This is a genomic window from Borrelia sp. A-FGy1, from assembly GCF_014084025.1.
GTDB lineage: Bacteria > Spirochaetota > Spirochaetia > Borreliales > Borreliaceae > Borrelia.
On the sequence record NZ_CP043682.1, the window covers coordinates 828373 to 849470 of the forward strand.

17 protein-coding genes and 1 tRNA gene are annotated in these 21098 nt (G+C 27.4%); 16 read left to right on the top strand and 2 right to left on the bottom strand.

The features are described 5' to 3' along the window. Positions 1–5: 5 nt before the first annotated feature. The 13 genes from obgE (at position 6) to F0310_RS03940 (ending at position 12307) form a co-directional block, all read left to right on the top strand. Complete coding sequence (gene obgE / locus F0310_RS03880) at positions 6–1016, top strand: GTPase ObgE (RefSeq protein WP_182117615.1); 1011 nt, start codon at positions 6–8, stop codon at positions 1014–1016. Between the two features lie 68 nt (positions 1017–1084). Further along, positions 1085–1651: a nicotinate (nicotinamide) nucleotide adenylyltransferase gene (gene nadD, locus F0310_RS03885; protein ID WP_182117616.1), complete on the top strand. Its 567-nt coding sequence runs from the start codon at positions 1085–1087 to the stop codon at positions 1649–1651. 9 nt (positions 1652–1660) lie between these two features. Then, positions 1661–2845: an LCP family protein gene (locus tag F0310_RS03890; protein ID WP_182117617.1), complete on the top strand. Its 1185-nt coding sequence runs from the start codon at positions 1661–1663 to the stop codon at positions 2843–2845. Next, complete coding sequence (gene rsfS / locus F0310_RS03895; protein ID WP_182117720.1) at positions 2820–3179, top strand: ribosome silencing factor; 360 nt, start codon at positions 2820–2822, stop codon at positions 3177–3179. Before F0310_RS03890 ends, rsfS begins: the two co-directional genes overlap by 26 nt. 76 nt (positions 3180–3255) lie before the next feature. Then, on the top strand, positions 3256–3546 hold the full coding sequence (gene spoVG, locus F0310_RS03900) for a septation regulator SpoVG (RefSeq protein WP_182117618.1): 291 nt from the start codon (positions 3256–3258) through the stop codon (positions 3544–3546). Positions 3547–3611: 65 nt separating this feature from the next. Further along, positions 3612–3683: transfer RNA gene (locus F0310_RS03905), tRNA-Gln, on the top strand. Between the two features lie 22 nt (positions 3684–3705). Beyond that, on the top strand, positions 3706–4254 hold the full coding sequence (locus tag F0310_RS03910) for a 50S ribosomal protein L25/general stress protein Ctc (RefSeq protein ID WP_182117619.1): 549 nt from the start codon (positions 3706–3708) through the stop codon (positions 4252–4254). A 6-nt stretch (positions 4255–4260) separates the two neighbouring features. After that, a complete protein-coding gene (gene pth / locus F0310_RS03915; RefSeq protein WP_182117620.1) occupies positions 4261–4827 on the top strand; it encodes an aminoacyl-tRNA hydrolase in 567 nt (188 codons plus the stop codon). Then, positions 4827–6143 (top strand): tRNA lysidine(34) synthetase TilS, encoded by a 1317-nt coding sequence (tilS, locus tag F0310_RS03920; RefSeq protein ID WP_182117621.1) that lies wholly within the window; start codon positions 4827–4829, stop codon positions 6141–6143. Before pth ends, tilS begins: the two co-directional genes overlap by 1 nt. Beyond that, positions 6140–8044: an ATP-dependent zinc metalloprotease FtsH gene (gene ftsH, locus F0310_RS03925; RefSeq protein ID WP_182117622.1), complete on the top strand. Its 1905-nt coding sequence runs from the start codon at positions 6140–6142 to the stop codon at positions 8042–8044. Before tilS ends, ftsH begins: the two co-directional genes overlap by 4 nt. Before the next feature lie 19 nt (positions 8045–8063). Next, a complete protein-coding gene (locus F0310_RS03930) occupies positions 8064–9539 on the top strand; it encodes a hypothetical protein (protein WP_182117623.1) in 1476 nt (491 codons plus the stop codon). 16 nt (positions 9540–9555) lie between these two features. Next, a complete protein-coding gene (locus F0310_RS03935) occupies positions 9556–11193 on the top strand; it encodes a S1C family serine protease (RefSeq protein WP_232535950.1) in 1638 nt (545 codons plus the stop codon). A 28-nt stretch (positions 11194–11221) separates the two neighbouring features. Beyond that, the gene (locus tag F0310_RS03940) at positions 11222–12307 is read left to right on the top strand and encodes a thymidine kinase (protein WP_182117625.1); all 1086 of its coding nucleotides are present in this window, start codon (positions 11222–11224) and stop codon (positions 12305–12307) included. A 45-nt stretch (positions 12308–12352) separates the two neighbouring features. Here the strand turns inward: F0310_RS03940 and F0310_RS03945 are convergent, their stop codons facing one another. Both F0310_RS03945 and tmk read right to left on the bottom strand, forming a co-directional pair. Continuing rightward, positions 12353–12925, bottom strand: a complete 573-nt coding sequence (locus F0310_RS03945) for a hypothetical protein (RefSeq protein ID WP_232535960.1) — start codon at positions 12923–12925, stop codon at positions 12353–12355. A gap of 76 nt (positions 12926–13001) precedes the next feature. Continuing rightward, the gene (gene tmk, locus F0310_RS03950) at positions 13002–13610 is read right to left on the bottom strand and encodes a dTMP kinase (protein WP_182117627.1); all 609 of its coding nucleotides are present in this window, start codon (positions 13608–13610) and stop codon (positions 13002–13004) included. A gap of 72 nt (positions 13611–13682) precedes the next feature. Between tmk and F0310_RS03955 the strand changes: the two genes are divergently transcribed. The 3 genes from F0310_RS03955 to F0310_RS03965 are packed head-to-tail and all read left to right on the top strand — an operon-like array spanning position 13683 to position 21082. Then, positions 13683–18056, top strand: a complete 4374-nt coding sequence (locus tag F0310_RS03955; protein WP_182117628.1) for a translocation/assembly module TamB domain-containing protein — start codon at positions 13683–13685, stop codon at positions 18054–18056. 33 nt (positions 18057–18089) lie between these two features. Further along, complete coding sequence (bamA, locus tag F0310_RS03960) at positions 18090–20534, top strand: outer membrane protein assembly factor BamA (protein ID WP_476577993.1); 2445 nt, start codon at positions 18090–18092, stop codon at positions 20532–20534. Positions 20535–20563: 29 nt separating this feature from the next. Continuing rightward, on the top strand, positions 20564–21082 hold the full coding sequence (locus F0310_RS03965) for an OmpH/Skp family outer membrane protein (protein WP_476577994.1): 519 nt from the start codon (positions 20564–20566) through the stop codon (positions 21080–21082). Positions 21083–21098: the final 16 nt, after the last annotated feature.

Consider the following 21098-nt stretch of genomic DNA (forward strand, 5'->3'; position numbering starts at 1 on the left):
TTATTTTGCATACATTCAAGGATGTCATATACATAACCGTGTCTTCAGGGGATGGTGGTGCTGGTTGTGTCTCTTTTTTGCGCGAAAGGTTTAAGGCAAAGGGAGGTCCCGATGGTGGAGATGGTGGAAGGGGGGGGAATGTGGTTTTTAGGGTTAAAGATACTCTTAAAACTTTATCTTTTTATAAGAATGGACAAAGACTTTTTGCTAAGAGCGGTAAACCTGGGATGGGATTTCAGAAAAAGGGAGCTAATGGGGAAGATTTAGTTCTCTTTGTTCCTTCAAATACTTCTATTTATGATTCTGATACTGGTTCTATTCTATTTAAGCTTTTAGATATTAATGATGAATTTATTGTTCTGAGGGGCGGCAGAGGTGGACTTGGAAATTCAAGTTTTAAAAATTCTACAAGACGGGCTCCAAGATATGCTCAACCTGGAGAAAAGGGAATTACATTAAATCTTCGTTTGGAATTATCTTTAATAGCTGATATTGGACTCGTTGGACTTCCTAATTCAGGTAAATCTTCGCTAATTTCTAGAATAACTTCTTCAAGGTCAAAATCTGCGGATTATTCTTTTACTACTAAAATACCACATCTTGGTGTGCTTAAAGATTCTTATTATGATTTAGTTATTGTTGATATTCCTGGAATAATTAGAGGTTCAAGTAGAGGTGTAGGACTTGGTTTTGAATTTTTAAGACATATCTCAAAAGCTTCTGGTTTAGTTTTTTTGATTGATGTTTCTAGTGATAACTTTTTGAGTTCCTATAATATTCTTATTAATGAACTTGGAATATATGGATCTGGGCTTTTAGATAAGCGACGAATAATTGTAGCTAATAAACTTGATTTAGAAGGTGCAGAAAAAAATTTTGAGCAAATTAAAAAGGTTTTAGAGGATAAAGGTGAGAAAGTTTTGGGTATTTCTATTTATGAAGATAAAGGAATAAAAGAACTTATTAGAGAATTTTTTATTTTGTTAGGAAATAAAAAAGATAATTTTTTATTTTAAAAATTAAGATATTAGTTTTTTGAAACTGAAATAACTATCATTATTTAGTAGAAATTTAGTAGGAGTTTATGAAAATAGCAATATTGGGTGGTACTTATAATCCTGTGCACATTGGGCATATGTTTTTGGCCAAGGAAATAGAATATTTTCTAAATGTTGATAAAATAGTATTTATTCCTACTCATAGGCCTGTTCATAAAGTTATTGCAAGGAATGTTAGTATTGGAGATAGAATTGAAATGCTTAAGTTAGCAATAAAAAATGAAAGAAAAATGCTTATAGATGAGTGTGATATAGTAAAAGGAGGTATAACTTATACCATTGACACTATTACTTGCATTAAAAAAAAATATATTCATGATGAAATTTATTTAATTATTGGTGATGATCTTTTTGAAAATTTTGCTTTATGGAAGAATCCAGAAGAAATAGTTAAGTCTGTTAATCTTGTGGTGGTTCATAGGATGTATAAAGAAAGGCTTGTGAGTCCTTTTAATCACATTTATATTGACAATAAAATTTTTCCTATTTCTTCTTCAGAGATTAGAAATAGGATTGAAAATTGTTTTCCTGTTGATTATTTACTTCCCTTTGATGTTTTAAGATATATTAAAGATAATAACTTATATGTTTAAGGTGAGTGATTGAAGAAAGAATTATTTTTTTTAGTTTTAATAGCTTTGATAATTCTTGGTGTTATAATTTTTTTTATTGATAGTTCAAAAAAGGAACAAGTTTATTTCGAATTAAATACCAAGAGTAATATTAGCTTTTTCTTTTTAATAGAAGATGATATCGGAAATCTTTTAAGTATGCAGGAAATTTTTATTAATATAAAGACGGGAAATATTGGATTTTTAGATATTCCTATTTATACGGGATATGAGGATTTAAAAGGAAATGTATCTTGGTTTGAGGATTTATACGAAAGGAATAGTTTTAATGAATTTTTGTCTAAAGTATGCAGTCAGTTAAATCATGAGCCCGATTATTATATTCGCTTTAAAAAAGATAATTTTGTCAGATTTATTGATTATCTTGGTGGCGTAAGGCTTCTTGTTCAGAGACCAGTTAAGATATATAGCGTTAGAAATCCTATTTTAATACCTTCTGGTAACTCTGTATTTGATGGTGATAAAGCTTATGATTATTTAAGTTACTTTAAGGATATTATTTATTTTGATGAGAGATTTGAATTTTTTAAAGAATTTTTTAAGAAAATTTTAGCACAGTTTGAAGACTTGGATGAGGCTCATGAGGATTTTTCTAGAATGTATTTTATGTTAGATACCAATCTTTCTGAGACTGTGTTTAAATATATTTTTACTAATTATAAAATAAAAAATGAGAAGCTGGTTTTTGTTAATATTAAAGGTCAAGAAGAAACATTTAAGGGTAGAGATAATAATGTAATAAAAGTTGTTTTTCCTTATTATGGAGGTGCAGTCCTTAAGGAGTCAATAGAGAAATTAAACAAGGATTTGATAAGTGAAAATAGAGATGAAGAGGTCATAAAAGTTATTATTTTAAATGGTACCAAGACTACTGGACTTGCAAGAAATGCAACTAATATTTTTAAATCTTTAGGATTTAAGATTGTAAAATTTGGAAATGCAGATAGAGATAATTATTCTAATACTTTAGTTATAAATAATTCAGATAATTTAGAAATGGCTATGAAAGTAGGGGAAGTTATTAGGGTAAGAAATATTAAGCCAATTTCTGAATTTCATGCAGATATATTAGGAATTGATGGATCTGATATAATTCCTGATGTAATAATCATTTTGGGAGATGATTTTGATGGGAGGTATGTTAAACACAGATAATGTTAAAGAATTATGTAGCATAATATCTGATTTTGATGGAATTGATGTTTTAGGTATTGATGTTAGTTCTGTTTGTAACTGGTCAGATTTTTTTATTATTGTAACATGTTCATCGTTTAAGCATATGGAGGCTTTGCATTTTGAAAGATTGGTTAAATTTTTTAATGAAAGAGCTTTTAATTATTGTGTTCAGGGTAAGGGTTTTGTTTATGATTGGACAATTGTTTCATGTGAAAATTTAATTATACATTTAATGAGTAATAAGGCTAGAGCATACTATGAGCTTGAGAAGTTATGGAGTGGATTTGGGATATATCCTTGTAAGGATACTTAATTAAAAAAAATAAAAATTGTTTACAAAAAATTAAAAATATTCTAGATTTAAAATATGTATTTTAGGGAGGCTTTGAGTGAATATTACAGATATAAGAATTAGGAAAGTTGATAATAAAAATCCCGGTTCTAAGTTATTGGCGTATGTTACAGTTACTTTTGATGATTGTTTGGTTCTTCACAATATTAGAGTTATTAGGGGACAGAAAGGTGTTTTTATTGTCATGCCTAATAGAAGAACTAAGTTAGGAGAATACAAAGATATTGTACATCCTATTAATCAAAGTTTTAGAGAAATTTTACAAACTTCTATTTTTAAAGAATATGTTAAGGAAAATCCTTCAAATCTTGAGCTTGAGTTAAGTTAATATAATATTATTGACAAAGAGTATTGTATTTTGTATTCTTTTGACTTGTAAGTAGTATAAGTATTTGGGACGTCGACAAGTGGTAAGTCAACTGGTTTTGGTCCAGTCATTCGAGGGTTCGAATCCTTCCGTCCCAGTATTTTGTTTAGGAGTTTTATTGTGGATAGTAGTAGGGTTTTAAGTTATGACAATCGTTTAGATTTTGGTTCTTCTTGTGCTCGTAGGATGAGATTGAAATCTGAGATACCGGCTGTTGTGTATGGAAAAGGGCGAGATATTCTTCACATAAAGGTTAAGAGTAATGAGTTTAATAAAAAATTTGGGAAATTTACTAATAATACGGTATTAATTTTAAGAGATGGAAATGTAGATAAATGTGTTTTTATTAAAAATGTTGACGAAAATCTTACTAAAAATTTTATTTATCATATTGATTTTTATGAAGTTGATCAATATAGAGGCATTGAAAGGTATGTTGATATTAAATTTGTTGGAGCTTCTATTGGTGTTAAGGAAGGCGGAACTTTAAGTGTAATTAATACCAAGATTAAAGTTAAATCTTTACCTTTAGAATTACCAGAATTTATTGAATTAAATTTATCTCCCATTAAGAGAGGAGATCAGGTAACTTTTAGGGATATTATACTTCCTAATAATGTTAATCTTTCTGAAGAGGATGAAGATTCAGTTATTTTACTTGTGAAGTAAAGAATTATGAATTTATTAATAGTTGGCCTAGGAAATCCTGGGTCTAATTTTTTTAATACTAGGCACAATGTTGGATTTGCTCTTGTGGATAAATTGATTTTAAATAATGGTCTTTCTTTGAGTAAGTCTAAGAATTATGAATATTCTGATTTTAGTATTGAAGGCAAAAGGATAGTTTTAATTAAGCCTTTAACTTATATAAATTTAAGTGGGGATATTTTTCCTTCTGTTTTTTTTAAATTTTATATGGATATATCTAATTTGTTGGTTATAGTTGATAATGTTGATTTGCGTTTAGGTAAATGTAGGCTTAGGAGAGAAGGGGGTTCGTCTACACATAATGGCCTTAGGTCTATTTCTAAAAGTCTTGGAAGTACAAAATATTGCAGGCTTTATATTGGTATTGGCAATAATAAAGAGAATAATCTGAGAAACTTTGTCCTTTCAAAATTTAGCAACAATGAATTAACATGTATTGAAAATGTTTTTGATTTTTTAAGTAAAGAGGTAATAGGCATTGATGAATTTAATTTTAAAGATAAAGTTGTAAGAATTAATTCTAGTAGTTTTTGATGTATTATAACAATATAAAAAAAAGAATAGAAGATTTTTATGAAAAGAATGCTTTAAGTAAGGGGAAAGTAATTGTTGCTTTTTCTGGAGGTGCGGATTCCACTGCTTTATTGCTGAATTTAAGAGAATATTTACATAATAACATAGTTGCATTCTATTTTGCGCACTACATAAGAACAGAGTGTGAACAAAGAAATGAAATAGAGCATATAGAAAATTTTTGCAATCTTTATGATATTACATTTCAAATAAAGCATTGTAGTATTGATATAAAGAAGGTGTCTAGAGAGTTGCGTATGTCAGTTGAGGAATTAGCTAGAAAATGTCGATACAATGCTTTGTTAGAGTCTTTTGAAGAAAATAAAGCTATTTATATTGCACTTGCGCATAATAAGGAAGATCAATTTGAAACTCTAATTATGAGATTTTTTCAAGGCTCTTTTTTGGATGGGCTTTCTGGTATTCCAACCATTAATGGAAATATTATTAGACCTTTGCTTGAGGTATCTAGAAAAGATATTAATGAATTTCTTTCTTTAAATAATGTTATTTATTTTGTTGATAGCACCAATAGTACAGACTTATATTTGAGGAATAAGATCAGAAACAACCTAATACCTATTATTGATAAAATTTTTAAGGGGTATGAGAGGAGTTTAAAAAGAATATCTGAATTTTCGAGTGAATTTGTAGATTATTTTGATAAGAATAATTTTTTGCCCTTTAATAAGGGTAAGTATTATTATTCTTTTGATGCTATTTTGTTTTTTAAGTTACCTAAGTATTTAGTCTTTAGGACTATTTTGAAGATTTTGAGTTTAGAGGAGATTGTATCAAATATATCATATGGAGCTCTTGGGGAGATTTTTAGAGTAAGTCATTTACGAAAAAAGAGTATAGTTTTATTAAAAAATAATTATTTTGTTTTGGAAAAACGTAGAGATAAGGTCAATCTTATATTGAAACGATTTGAAGATTTATATGAACCATTTGATTTTATCTTAAAACTTAATGAATATTTTAGTTTATCTTTAGGTAAGATTTTGTTAAAATGTTTAGAGTGTGAAGATAATTCTGTATTAGAATTGAGATGTTGTTCTTATGAATTTAAACATAGATTTTTTAAAAATAAGCTAGAAGCGAAGAGGTTCTTTTCTAAATTTGTAAGGTATAATCCTCTCTTTTTAATGTTATTAGTTCTAAAAAATAAGTTAATTGGGATTATGGATTTAAATACTTTAAACTTAGTGTGGAGTGATGAGAGAATTCTTAAGAAAATTAATATATCTTTGATTGGAGGATTTTTAAAAGAATGAATATTAACAATAATAATTTGAATAATGGTAAATCTAATAATAAAAAGAAAAATAAAAATTGGATTTTAGGTCTTGTTATAATCTTCTTAATTTTAGCAATATTCATGTCTTATTTTATGAGAGGAGGCGAGATTTATAAGAATGTTCCTTATAGTACATTTCAGACCTATTTAGACAGTGGTTTAATTGAATCAGTTGTGATAATTGATAAGAGTCAAATTCAATTTATTGTCAAGAATTCAAACTTGGGGAAATCTTATTTTTCAACTAATATTCCTTATCTGGATATCAATTTACTTGCTGAACTTAAGAATAGAAGAGTTGAGGTAAGTTCTGGTAAGAGCCAGGCATCTTTAATTAGTGTTCTTCTTCAAACTTTGCCATGGATATTATTTTTTGTTTTTTTCTTCTTTATATTTCGCCAAACTCAAGGAGGAGGTGGTAAGGTTTTTTCATTTGGGAAAAGCAATGCTCAAAAGTATGAAGCAGGTAAGAATAGGATTACATTTAAGGATGTAGCGGGTCAAGAAGAGGCTAAACAGGAACTTAATGAAGTAGTAGAATTTCTTAAAAATCCTAAAAAGTTTGAAAAGATAGGTGCAAGAATACCGAAAGGTGTTCTTTTAGTTGGATCTCCTGGAACGGGAAAAACTTTGCTTGCTAAGGCTGTTGCTGGAGAAGCTGGTGTAAATTTTTTCCATATGTCAGGATCTGATTTTGTTGAAATGTTTGTAGGAGTTGGAGCAAGTAGAGTTAGAGATTTATTTGATAATGCTAGGAAAAATTCTCCTTGCATTGTATTTATTGATGAACTTGATGCTGTAGGGAGAAGCCGTGGTGCTGGTCTTGGTGGTGGACATGATGAAAGAGAACAAACACTTAATCAGTTATTAGTAGAGATGGATGGTTTTGGAACATATACTAATGTAATTGTAATGGCTGCAACAAATAGACCGGATGTTCTTGATTCTGCACTCCTTAGGCCTGGAAGATTTGATAGGCAGGTTACAGTTACTCTGCCAGATATTAAAGAGAGAGAAGCTATATTAAATATACATGCTCAAAAAACAAAGCTTTCAAAGAATATTAATTTACATGTAATAGCAAGAGCTACTCCTGGCGCTAGTGGTGCTGATCTTGCAAATTTAATTAATGAAGGAGCTTTAATTGCTGCTAGAAATAACCAATCTGAAATTTTGATGAAAGATTTGGAAGAAGCCAGGGATAAAATATTAATGGGTGTTGCTAAAAAATCTATGACTATTACTGATAGGCAAAAGCTTGAAACGGCTTATCATGAAGCAGGGCATGCGCTGCTTCATTATTATCTTGAGCATGCAGATCCTCTTCATAAGGTCACTATCATTCCTAGAGGTAGAGCGCTTGGAGTAGCTTTTTCTCTTCCTAAAGAAGACAGACTTTCAATAAATAAAAATCAAGTTCTTGACAAGATTAAGATATGCTATGGTGGTTATGCTAGTGAGCAGATTAATTTAGGATTTACTACGGCTGGTGTTCAGAATGATTTAATGCAGGCTACTAGTCTGGCAAAAAGAATGGTTACAGAATGGGGGATGGGAGAAGATGTGGGTCCAATATTTTTAGTGGATGATGACGCGCCTATTTTCCTTCCAAAAGAATTTTCTAAGTCAAAAGCATATTCTGAAAACACTGCGGATAGGGTAGACAGAGAAGTTAAGAGAATTTTAGAGGAGTGTTTAAAAGAGGCTTCAGATATTCTGATTAAACATAAAGATCAGTTAGTTAAGCTTGCAGAAGCTTTGGTTTTAAGAGAAACTTTGACAGATAGGGAAGTAAGAGAGCTTTTGGGATTTGATTTGGTTGAAGATGAATATGAAAAAAGCTTAGAAGAGACTAAACTTGATATAGTGAATGTATAAATAAGATTTTAGGGGTGATATGAGTTTCTTGAAGATTTTTTTTCTATTTTCTTTAATAAACTTGAATGCTGCTTTAAGTAAAGGAGATTGGGATATATCAAAGATTCTTCTTAATGAGGCTAAGAATTTTGCAGATACTCAGAGAGGAATGGATATGATATATGGTTCACTTGATTTTAATCTAAATAATTCAGATGCTCTTTATGAGCTTTCGTTGAGTGATGATATTTTATTGTTAGATAGAATTTATTTATTGCAATCTGCAATGGAAATTAATAAATTTGAATCTGTAAAAACTAAAGATTTATATTATCAATATTTTTCATTGATTTTAAGGCAAAACGAGGATATTTCTAAGAATAGAGAAATTATTTTTTTGTATGATAGATTAGATAATGATTTAAAGAATGATAGAGACTTAATTTATATGAGACTTGAGGCTTCAAGTAGACTGGGAGAATTTGATGAGAATTTTGATAGAATCCTAACGAATTCTTTTGCAATATATAGTGATGATTTTAGATTTTTTAAATGGTTTTTAAAGGAAAATAAATTTTTTCCAAGTATTTTTAGTAAACTTAAACTGAAAGAAGATTCTTTTTTTGATAGTGATAATATTGATTACATATGTAAAAATGTGGATTTAAATGAATCTAATTCTGTTGCTTTATTTTCTCTTTTAAAAAATAGGAGTAAAAAATTAAATGGGGTTCAGAGTATTTACCTATTAAAATATAAATTACTAACCCCTGATGAGGCTTGTACCTTTTTTAAAGAAAATCCTCCAAAAAATATAGGTGAATATAAAATGTTTTACGATCTTTTGGGGGATCCTGAGATAAGGAAAGAATTTATAAGTTATTATCAAAATTTATCCGGTATGTTTTTTATAAACGATAAAAATAGTGCTGCGGTTTTTGATAATGGAGTTTTGGTAGGTTTTTTTTCAAAAATAGTAGATTATTCTTCAAATTGTAACAAAGAGGATAAATTTTTTAATAAAGTTTATTTTAAAAATAAAGCTCCTGTATATTATGAAAATAGTTTACTTTGTTATAAAGTTATATATTCTACTTATCCTTATGTGAGTATGATTGAGTTTGATTATTCCGATAAAAAAGAAATATATACTTTTGCTTTAAATTCCTTTAAGTATGAAATTTTTAGTAATTTTATCTATAAATTTGATTATGTGGGGATTAATGAGTTTTTGGTGTCTGATATTTTAGACATTTTTCTTCCTAGTATTTTGAATTTAAAACTTAATAAAGTTTCTCTATTAAGTTTTAAAGAAAATTTAATAGAGAAACAAATATTGAATATGGGTGAAGTTGTTGAAATTAGGCATTATCGTTTTGGGAACTTGAATTCTATTTATAAGAAAGTTAACAGATCTAGGAGATTTAACTATGTTGAAGTTTATGATGGAGGAAATATAAAAGCTAAAAGAGTTATCCTAGATGATAGTGATGATATATACCATGATATTAATTAGCTTTTAGGTATTATTGATGCATAAAAAATTTTTTTTTATTTTTATATTGATTTTTTCATGCAAAACGCTAAGTGAAATAGATCAAAAGGAAATTTATTACATTCCTTCTAAGAATATAGGCAGTTATATTGAAAATAATAATTTTGAAATTGCTATTTCAAGTTTTTATAATTTGAAAAATAATGGATTTAAAATTGATCAAAATTACATAGATTTGAGGAATAAAGCTTTATCTGAAATTCAAAATCAATATTTAAGTCTTTATCAAAAAAAAGAGTATGATAAGGCACTTTCTAAGCTTGAGACCTTAAATTTATTTGGAATTATGCTTCAGGAATGTAAGGAGCAATTAATCTTAAATCATCTTAAAAATTTAAAAAGTCAGGATCCAATGCTTGCAAGTTTTTTTGCAAAGTATTATTTATTTGATAATAATTTTACCTCTATAAATAATTTTATTATTAATCAAAAACCTCCATCAAGAAATGTATTACTTGATACATCTGTTTTAACAGTTTGGGTCAATATGGGCACTAAATTGGAAAATGGAAATAGAGCGCCAAATATTTCTTTAGGGACAGCCTTTGTTATTGATAAACTTAAGGGATATGCTTTAACTAATTATCATGTAATTAGTTCTCAAGTCGATAAAGATTATAAGGGAATCTCAAATCTTTATGTTAGACTTCCAAAGGGTAAGGGAGAAAAACTTCCTGCAAAAGTAATTTCTTATTCTCAGGAGATGGATCTTGCTTTAATTAAGGTTCCTTTTAAAGTAAAAAATCAGTTTGAATTAAATTATTCTTCAAATATTAATATAGGAGATAAAATCTATGCAATGGGCTCTCCTATGGGGTTTGAGAAAACTATTACTTCAGGAATAATATCTGGAAAGAATAGGGAATTATTGCCTGTTGGTGATTCTTATCAGATTGATGCTGCTATTAATCAGGGAAATTCTGGTGGGCCTGTTATAAATGAAGATGGAGAATTTATTGGGCTTACATTCGCTGGAATTTTACATTCTCAAGGCCTTAATTTCGTTATACCTTCAAAATGGGTTTTAAAAGTTTTACCCTTTATGTATGAAGGTGGAGATTTAAAAAATCGTTGGTTGGGATTTATATTCTCTGAAAGTTTAGGAAATATGGAAGTATCATATGTGGTGCCTAATTCTCCTGCAGATATTGGTGGCATGAGGAGCGGAGATTCTATTATTGGTGTTGATTCTTTAAAATTTGAAAACCTAAGAGAACTTCAATATTATATCTTGCAAAGAAAATCTATGGTAAAAATTTTGTATAAGAGAGATAATAAAAACTATGAAAGCTATCTTTACCCGCAGAATAGACCAGATAATGTCATTGATAGTATTTTAAAAGTAGATTCTTTAAAAAATTTAATGGGAGCTTTTTTGGGTTTAAGTTTAAATTTAGTTTCTGGGAGAGAATATAGGGTTACTAAAGTGTTTTCCAATAGAATCGGGAGCGAACTTAATTTTAAAGTGAATGATGAGATTTTTATTTATGATTTTAAATATCTTAAAAAAAAGAGAGTATTTGTCTTTTTGCTTTATACTAAAAAGCTATTTTCAGGGTATGTAGGAGCTCCTTTACAGCTTATTATTCCATTTGATTCTGTTGCATTTGTATAAAAATCTTTTAAAGTAGTTGGTATATCATATGAATTTTTATTTAAATTTTGCTAATGGAAATATAGAGTCCAAGCTGGATAATATGGTATCTATTAATCATTTTAATTTTAAAGATAACTTAAATTTAATTCTTATAATTGGACCTATGGGTAGTGGAAAGACAGAATATGCGGCCAAGATATATAAAGATTCTCTTATTATTAAGAATAAATCTTTAAAAATTTTAGATTCTATAACTAAAGGCAATAGGAATAGAGCTAATGTATTTTTTATTAGAAATATTCTTGATAAAAAAAGATTTAAAGATTATCCGGAAAATGTGATTCCTTATAGAAGAGGAGGTAGTGATAAAATTATCGGAGTTGGATTTGCGGGCAATTCTTTTGATGTTGAAAAAATAATAGAAGAAAATCCTTGTTATGGAACTTTTATTATTGATGAAACTTGTTTTTATGATGAACGCTTGGTTTTTATTTTAAATAAGCTTGCGTTAAATTCAAATATTTTATTTGTATTACCTACCTTACTCTATAATTTCAGAAAAGAAATTTTTAATAATACTGCTAAACTTTTAATAGAATATTCAGACAAAATTTGTCGTCTTGGTGCTTATTGTGAGCATTCTAATTGTATGGATGAATCTTTTTTAACTTATAGATATTATTTTTATAGAGGGCAAGAAATAGCTGCACCTTATTTTGATCCTTTGTTGATTGTTGGAGGAGATGAAGCTGTTGAATCTGCTATTTATCCAAATTATGCTACAAGGTGTGCTAGACATCATTATCTTGTAGGTAGAGAATATTTTTTCACCATTCTTAAACCTTTTGCGTTGCTATATTCTAAAGGAGATAAAAAATTATTTGAGATGGAGATAATGTGCTTAAATGGTGGTAAATACAACTCAAATTTTGAAAGTTCTCTTTTAATTGAGTCTAAGGGGAAGTATGAAGTTGATGAGGTTTTAAAAAAGTTATTGGACTTGCCTTTTTTGGCAGAAAGAGCTCTAATTACGCTTTCATCTGAATATAATATACTTAATGAAGCTGATTTTAAAGAGCTTGTTAATAAATTCTCTCTTAGTAAAGAGTATATCCAAAAGATATTTGTTTAAAAATTTAAAGACGGATATAAGGGGGGGGGGAGACTTTGAAACATATTAATAGTAATTTGGATTTTTGATGAAAAAATCCTTTGTTTTTTCAATGCGTATTAGTTCCTTTTCAATTATATTGTAGTAGTCAAGTTCTTTATTTTCAATTCTGTAATATTCGTCTTCCCAATTTGTTATTCCATCATTTTTTATTGTAGTAGATTTATATTTTTTTAATTTTTTATGGTGTGTTAAAGCTTTTGTATAATAACTTGAAGCTATTTTATAAAAATTTGTAGCTTTATTTAAGTTTTCAAGAATCCCATCTCTTTTTGAAGTTTTGTAAAAATATACATATCTTGTATCAAATAAATCTCCTAAATATAGATGTTGTTTAACAAGGAGTAAATTTACATGCATTTTAAATAGGAGTTTATATTTATCCCATTCTTCTTTTGTTTCTACTTTTGTTAAAGAATACTTTGGATTTCCAAATGGGAACTTTAATGCATTTTTTAAAAAAAATATATTCCTTGTAAAATTTTGAGGTTTTCTTTTCATTTGTGCATTGAAAATGACATACCATTGCTCAGCATAGAAAAATTTTGATGATGCATTTGCATTGATTGTCAAAAACATTAAAAGTATAAATAAACTTAAGGTAAGAAAACTTCTGTGGTTCATTAAAATTTATATCCTTTTTATTTTAATTATATTAAAATTTTATTAAATTAAAGATTTTTTTTGTACTTATTTCCAAATCCTCTTCATTTGAATTTTCAATGTAAACTATATCAAGTAAATGTTCAAAATTTTTTAGAACTTCTATGTATCTGGAATAGATCTTTTTAAGCTTTTTTGCTTCAAGTTCAAAAAGGTCAAATTGTTTTCTATTTTTTTGAATACGTTTATATGCAATATTAGGCTCTGTTTTTATAAAAAAAAGTTTTTCAGGAAGCGGGAAATCTTCATTAAGCTTAATTCCTAATTCTCCTTGATATGCTATAGAAGAGAATAAATATCTATCAGTTATTACTTTTATTTCGGATTTATTTAATATCTCTATTATCCCATTTTTTGGATGATAGAGATGCTCGTACCTATCTGCTGCGTATAGGTGTGCTAATGATGCTTTTTGTAGAGGATTTTTGAAATTAGTTAATTGTTTTTTTATAAATTTCCCAATTATTCCTTCTGAGGGTTCTTTTGTAAAATAATATTTTAACTTGTTGTCACAAAGTTTTTGTAATTTTTGAATTGTAGCTGTTTTTCCACTTCCATCTATACCTTCTATACAATAGAAATTTTTTAGAATTTTATTCACAAAAATTGTCTCCTTAAATATTTTAAAGCAAATATATGCTAGTGAATTATTATATAATATGCATATAAATATATGAATTTATTTTTTACTAGAAGTAAGGTTTCTTTAGTATTTTTTTTCTCAGTTATAACTTTTATATCAATTCTTATAATTTTTATTTTGTTTATACAAGTTCAGGTTTATTCTGTAAGATTTTTGGTGATACGTTATCTTGAATTGAAATCTGGATTTAAAATAAAGTATGAGCAAATTGCGCCTTATTTTTTCTCTTCAATAAAAATAGATAATTTAGAATTAAGTTTAAATGACCAAGACAAAATATTGATGAATACAGTTAAGATAAATTTGGATTTATTTAAACTGATATTAGGAGATAAAAATATTATTTTAAATGTTTTTGTGAAAGGCAGTAACCTAAATTTTGATTTCAATGATTTAAATCTTTTGAAGACTTCAAGTTCGAGTTCTAATAATTTTAAGTTAAATAGTTATGAAATTATCGGCAAAATTTCTAATTATCTAGATAAACTTCATATTAATATGGAAGACATTAATATTAATCTTAAATTAAGCTCAGATAAATTATTAAAATTTCAGGTTAGAAGTTTTGCATTAAAAACAATAGATGATGATTTTTTATATAGTTCTATTGTTGATTTTGATTCTTTTTCAAATTTAAAAGAAGGTATTATTAATGATAGTTATTTTAACTCGACATTTTATTTTGAAGGTAAATTTAAAAAGGATCTTGAAGATGGATATGTTAATATCAGTTTTTTGGAATTTAATACAAGTTATTTTTCTTTGCTTGATCAGGGTTTTCAAATAAATTATTCAAAGGGAAATCTTGAAGTATTTAATCTTAGAAGAGAAAATTTGGATTTTAATTTAAGTTATGATGCTAATAAAAAATTTTTAAGATTAGATGCTTTATTTTTTGATGTTAATCTTTTATCTTGGGTAAGATTTAATAAAAGTTTTGATGTTTATAGAGATTATTTTGATATAAATTTGAATGGGCAATTAGCACTTTCTTATAATTTAAAGGATGAAGATTTAAGATATGCATTTTTATTAAATTCATTTTTGCAAGATATTACAGTAAATAAAGAAATTCAGGGGATAAGAATACAACTTAAGGGTAATGATAGGTTCATAAATATACAAGATGCTTTTTTAAAACTTAAGCGAGGCTTTATTAACTATAAGGGATACTATTCTTTGGAAGATTTATTGCCAATAGGAAGACTTGATTTTAGGTCCGCAAGAATACTAAACTTTAGAGATATTAATGGTCATTTAGATTTTAGTGAAAAACAGAAAGATTTTTTTGTAAAGTCTGATAATTTTAGAATTGGTAATCTTAAAATTCAAAATTTAAATCTTAAAACACATTTCTCTCAAAATAAAACTTATGTTAATTATTTAATAAATTTTAAAAATAATAGTTCTCAAATTTTATTAAAAGGAAATTTTGATAAGGAAAATTTTAAATTTAATTTGGACATTAAGGAATTCCCTTTGTTTTTCGTAAATGATTTCCTCCCAGAATCTGTGATTACTAATTTTATTCCTGAGCATTTATTATCGGGTAAGTATTTGAATTTAGCTTCGGATTTTTATTTAAATACTCTTGATTATGCTAAGATTAGGTTGGATAGATTTAATTTTTCTATTGCTTCAAAATTAGATGATTTTAATTTAATGTTTAATGCTAGTGGAGAGAAAAATATTTATAAGGTCAGAAATTTTAAATATAAAAGTGGAGATTATAATATAAATTCTATTTTTTTAATATATTTGTTTGATGATAGATTGAAGATTTCTACAAATTTTAGTTATTTAAACAGAAATTATCCTTTCTATCTTGAGCTTAATTTTAAAGATAATCATGTCGATCTTGAATTTACTCCTAAGGCGAGAGCTAGTTTAAATTATTCTAATTCAATGATAATTTATACTTTAAATGTTGATAATTTTTGTTTTCATAATAAAGATTCTGATATTTTGTTAAATATTATTTCTTATGGAAATTATGAGAAAATTAATAATGATTTAAGTGTTACAATCAATAAATTTAGAGTAGATAGGATTTCAGATGCTCCAGCTTATAATCTTAATTTTAGTTTTGAGGGCTTATACAAAAATAAAGAAATTAATCTTTTAAATATTAAATTTGTAAATAAGTATTCAAGTTTACAAGGACAGGGACATTTTAATTTAAATGATAAGCTTATTGGTGAAATAAACTTATTTTCAAATTTGAGCTCGGAGCGCTATTTTCTAGGTGTTAATTCTAATGAAGATGGCAATTATGTTTTGGGTAGGTTTCAGGGATTAAATTTTGATAATTTAAGATTTTTTTCATTCTTAAGTGGTAAAGCTAATGGAAACTTTATCCTTAATTTTAAAGATAATGATTTATTTAATTATTCTCTTAATGCATATCTTGAAACAGATGGACTTTCTTTAATGGGTATCCCTACATATTTTTCTTTTAAATTAGGATTAGTTGATAATAGCCTTAATGTCTATGACATAAAGGTAAAACAGCATAAAAGAGAAATTGTTACAGGTAGTTTTAGATATGATATTAAAGATTTTATTGGAGTTTCTAATTTAAATATTGACAGTGATCTTTTCTCTTCAAGAGTAGAGGCAAGTTTTCAAAAATTTGAAAATAATGATGAAGATCTTGGAATTCTGAAAAGAGAAATTGATGGGGAAATTTCTTTTAGAGATGTAAAATACAAAGATAATAATATTTCTAATCTTACTATTGAATTTAAAAATAATCTTGAAAGATTTATTGCGGAATCAATTGAATATGATCTTTTTAATGTTTTATATGAATATGTTGATGGCAATTTTAACGTTAGACTTGGTGATTATTTGCCTCTTAGCTTTGAGGCAAGGGGTAAAATTTTGGAGAATAAAATTAATGGAAATATTAAAGATATTAAGTTTAATTCAGAGTTAATTACAAAAGATTTTTTAAACTCAGAGTCTCTTTTTAATATTGAAGAGCATTTTGTTATTTATGATATTAATTTAAGTGGTGAGTTGAGCATTGATGGCGACTTATACAATCCAAATCTTAATGGAGAGATTAATGTAGTAAATGGTTCAATTAGTACAGAATATCTGAGATTTTCTAGACGGCATGGAAAGAGTAGAATTTTAGAATTAGTGAATGTACCAATATTGGTTCAAGATAATAAGCTATTATTAAATAATAGCTTTAATTTAAGTTACTATTCTGATGTTAATATATCTGCTAGTTTTAATCTGAACTTTTTAAGCGATACTATTGTTGATTATTATAAGGTAGACATTGATGTTCCTAGTGGTTCTGGGGTCCCTATTAAGTTTGATAAAGTAGCTATAAATTTTATTGGTTATACATCAGGTAGCTTTTTTATTGAAGGTAATTCTGAAGAAATTGTGTTTAGAGGAAATCTAAATATTTCAAATTCTTGGGTTTACTTGCTTGAAAATTCGATTTTTGATTTTTTAATGGATCCTTTTAAAAGATCTAAAGGATCTAGAGTAGCTGACATTAATTCTAAAGATTTCGATATTGTTACAGATCTTAAAATAAATTTTGATAGTAATGTTACTTTTCATTGGCCAGATAATAAAATTTCATTTTTAAGTGTTACTGTTGCTAAAAATAATAATTTGATAATTAGGTCTGATACTAAAACAGATGATTTTATGCTTAAGGGAGATTTAAATATATCAAATGGTTCTGTTAATTATAATAATAAGAAATTTGTGTTCAAAGGTGGTTCGTATATCTCTTTTAATGAAAATAAGATTAAATTTGATCCATGGGTAAAAATTGAAGCAACAAATGCGATTAAAGATGGTAGTGAAAAATTACTTGTAACTATGAGTATGGATTGTCCTTTAAGTTTGTGGAAGCTTAAATTTGTATCTTATCCCTTTCGAACAGAGCAAGAAATAAAATATCTTTTGTCAAGTGAAATAATTGGAGGTGGACATGGATTACAATTTGCAGGTACCAATACAGCTGAAATTGCAATTGGATTAGCTAATGATATTCTTGTGGATTTGGTAGTACAACCTATTGAAGATTATGTGCGTTCTGTATTAAAATTAGACCTATTGAGTATAAAGACAGATATATTAAGGAATGCTATTGGTATTTTGGAGAATCCAACTTTTGCAAGTTTTCTTGACAATACAAGTGTTGTTGTAGGTAAATATTTTTCTAATGGTGTTTTTGGTAAGGCAGGTTTTGGATTTTTAAAAGAGCAAGTAACACCATTTTCACAGAATTTAAATTTTAGTGTCAATTTGGGTATTGAACTTGATTCTCCATTTTTCTTCGTGGATTATATTTTTGATTATGATTTCATGAAAAATGGTTTGCATGGCATAGGTAATGAGATATCTATTTCTTGGAAATTTAAGTATTGAGTACTAAGGGGAGTTTAGGTGGAGTCTTTTAAGATTTTTATTTTTATATTTTTTTTCTTATTCCCTATTAGTTTAGTTTATTCGCAGGCTAAATATGAAGGTAAAGTCATAAAAAGCATTGATTTTAATGGACTTAAAAATATAAAAGAAAGAGATCTTGTCTCTATTTTAAATCCTTATTTAGGTCAGATTTATTCTGATGAAGTTTTTGATAAGTTACAAGTTGATCTTTATGCTCTTGATTATTTTGATGGAATTATAAGACCTGATTTTAAGGTAAATGATGATAAACTTTTTATAACATTCTTTGTAAAAGAGAAATCCTTAGTAAGGACAATTTCTTTTGTTGATAATAGTAAAGTTTTTTGGAATAGTGAACTTCGTGATAAGTCGAACGTAAAGGTAAATGAGTCTTTAAATCTTGCAAATGTTAAAAGAAGTGTGGTTAAGTTTGAAGAGATGTATAGAGAAGCTGGGTATCTTGATGCTTCTGTTAAATATGAGACTAAGGAAGAAAATAATTTAGTAGATATTGTGTTTGAAATAAATGCAGGTTCTAAATATGTCGTTAAAGAAGTGGATTTTGAGGGAAACTTAAAATTTAAGAGTAGTACTCTTAGGAAATATTTAGCGTCGAGAACAGCTTCTTTATTTTCTGATGGGAAATATTTAAAGTCAAATGTCGACAAGGATAAGAATCAGCTTGAGTCTTTTTATAAGAATAATGGATATATTAATGCTAAAGTTATAGATAACACTGTAGATATACGGGAGCCTAATGATTCTAGAAAATTGGAAAAAGAAGTTTTTTTGAAATATTTTATTTCAGAAGGAAATGTTTTTAAGTTTGGCAAGCTTGAAATTTTTGGTAATTTGGTTTTTAGTTTAGATGAGTTAAAGTCTTTAATTACTCTAAGAGAAGGAGACATTTTTAATGAGTCAAAATTTGAGCAGGACTTTGCTAAAATTCGGGAAAAGTATTATTCAGATGGATATATATTTACAGAGATTTTACCTACTAGGACAATAAGAGGAGAGTTTGTAGATTATTTAATTAATATAGTAGAAAAAGATAAAGCTCATATTGAATCTATTAATGTTTCGGGGAATAAAAAAACAGCTTCTCATGTAATACTTAGAGAAGTGCCTCTCATAGAAGGAGATGTTTTTAGTTTAGAAAAATTTAGAATGGGAATGCTTAATTTACAAAGACTTGGTTATTTTGGAAATGTAGTTCCTGATATTGCACAGAGCAGTATTGATGGTTTAATGAAAATAAATTTTTCCGTTGAAGAGAGAGAGACTGCAAGCTTTAGGTTTGGTATGAACTTTGGTGGATTTAGTAATTCTTGGTTTCCATTTTCATTGTTTGGACAGTGGGAACAATCTAATTTTTTAGGTGAAGGATATTCTTTATCCGCAAGGCTTAATCTTGCCTTTTCAGAACAAAGTTTCAGGCTATCATTTGAAGATTATTGGTTTATGCAGACTAGATGGACTCTTGGAGGATTTCTTGATTTTTCACATTCTGTAAATACTGCTTATCAGGATATTAATGGTCCTATTTTTACTGGTAAAAAGGAAGTTCCGGATCCTTTCGAGAGTTGGGAAGAGTATCATAATGCAAAGAATTTTTCAGATTTTAATATCATGAATTATTCCTTAGTAAAATTAAGTTTAGCTTTAGTTACTGGATATACTTTTTCCAATTACCTTGGCAAACAAACATTTGCTGGTACTGTTCAATCTGCTTTAAAGTATGTATATTATGATAATAGTGTTAATAGGCCTTCAAGTTATTACTTAAGAGATAATTATAATACTATTAGATTTGAGAATTCTCTTGGACTTAGTATTGCATGGGATACAAGGAATTCTCAATCATTATCTAATGATGGATTTTTGCTTAAACAACAATTTGATTTTTTTGGTGGATTTTTATTTGGGCAGAGTCACTTTACAAAATCTACTACAACCTTTGAAAGGTATTTTTCTCTTTTAGGATATCAAGATATTTTTACCCCCTATTTTGACTTAATATTGACTTTAAGAAGTGTTTATACAAATATTTTACCACCTCTTGGAAATGGGTTTGAAATGGAAATACAGCCGCATCATTTTATAACTATTAGCGAAAATTTTATGACAGCGAGAGGATGGGGAACTTTGAAGAATATTTATAGTTCATTTATTAGTACTATTCAGCTGTCAATGCCTGTAATTAAGAATATTTTGGTTTGGGATGCTTTATTTTTGGATATAGCTGCATATTCTTTAGAAGAGAAAGAAAATGCCTTATTTATTCCTTTTAGTAGTTTTATGTTTAGTTGGGGTTTTGGAGTTAGAAGCTTATTGCCTCAGTTGCCTTTATCTTTAGTTGTAGCCTATCCATTTTATTTTGATAATAAAGGCATTAATAAACATTATAATTACTATTCAGGTTTTAAATTTTTCTTAGCAATTGATATGAGATATTGATATAATTGTTTTGTCTTTATAGGGAGAAAATTATGCTTTTACTATTTTTGTTAGTTTATTTATTTCCATTAAACATTTTTGCTCTAGATGTTACAAAGGTAGGTATTGTAGATTTTGAAAAAGTTGTAATTGAATTTTTGAATCCACAGTTAAAATCTAATCTTGAGCAGTTGAAGAAACATTATCAAGAAAAAATAGATGCCTTGAATTCTGAGATTAAAGATTTGAGAAAAATGTATGATGAAGCAGTTGATGTTCATGATTTAGATAATGCAAGGCTTTATGGTAACCAGTATAATCTAAAAATAGATGAGCTTAAAAAACTTACAACTTTAGCAAAAAGCAATCTTGATCAACAAAAACAGATTAATATAAATAGTATCAATAGCGATGGTGTTCTTTTGAGTAAAATACTTAATGGAATCCAATATATAGCAGAGACTAATGGTATTTCTTTGGTTATTAAAAAGGATAATCCTTATATCCTTTATTATAATAGTATTGTTGATATAACAGATGATATTATTAGATATTTAAATAAGAATTAAATAAGATATTTTGATT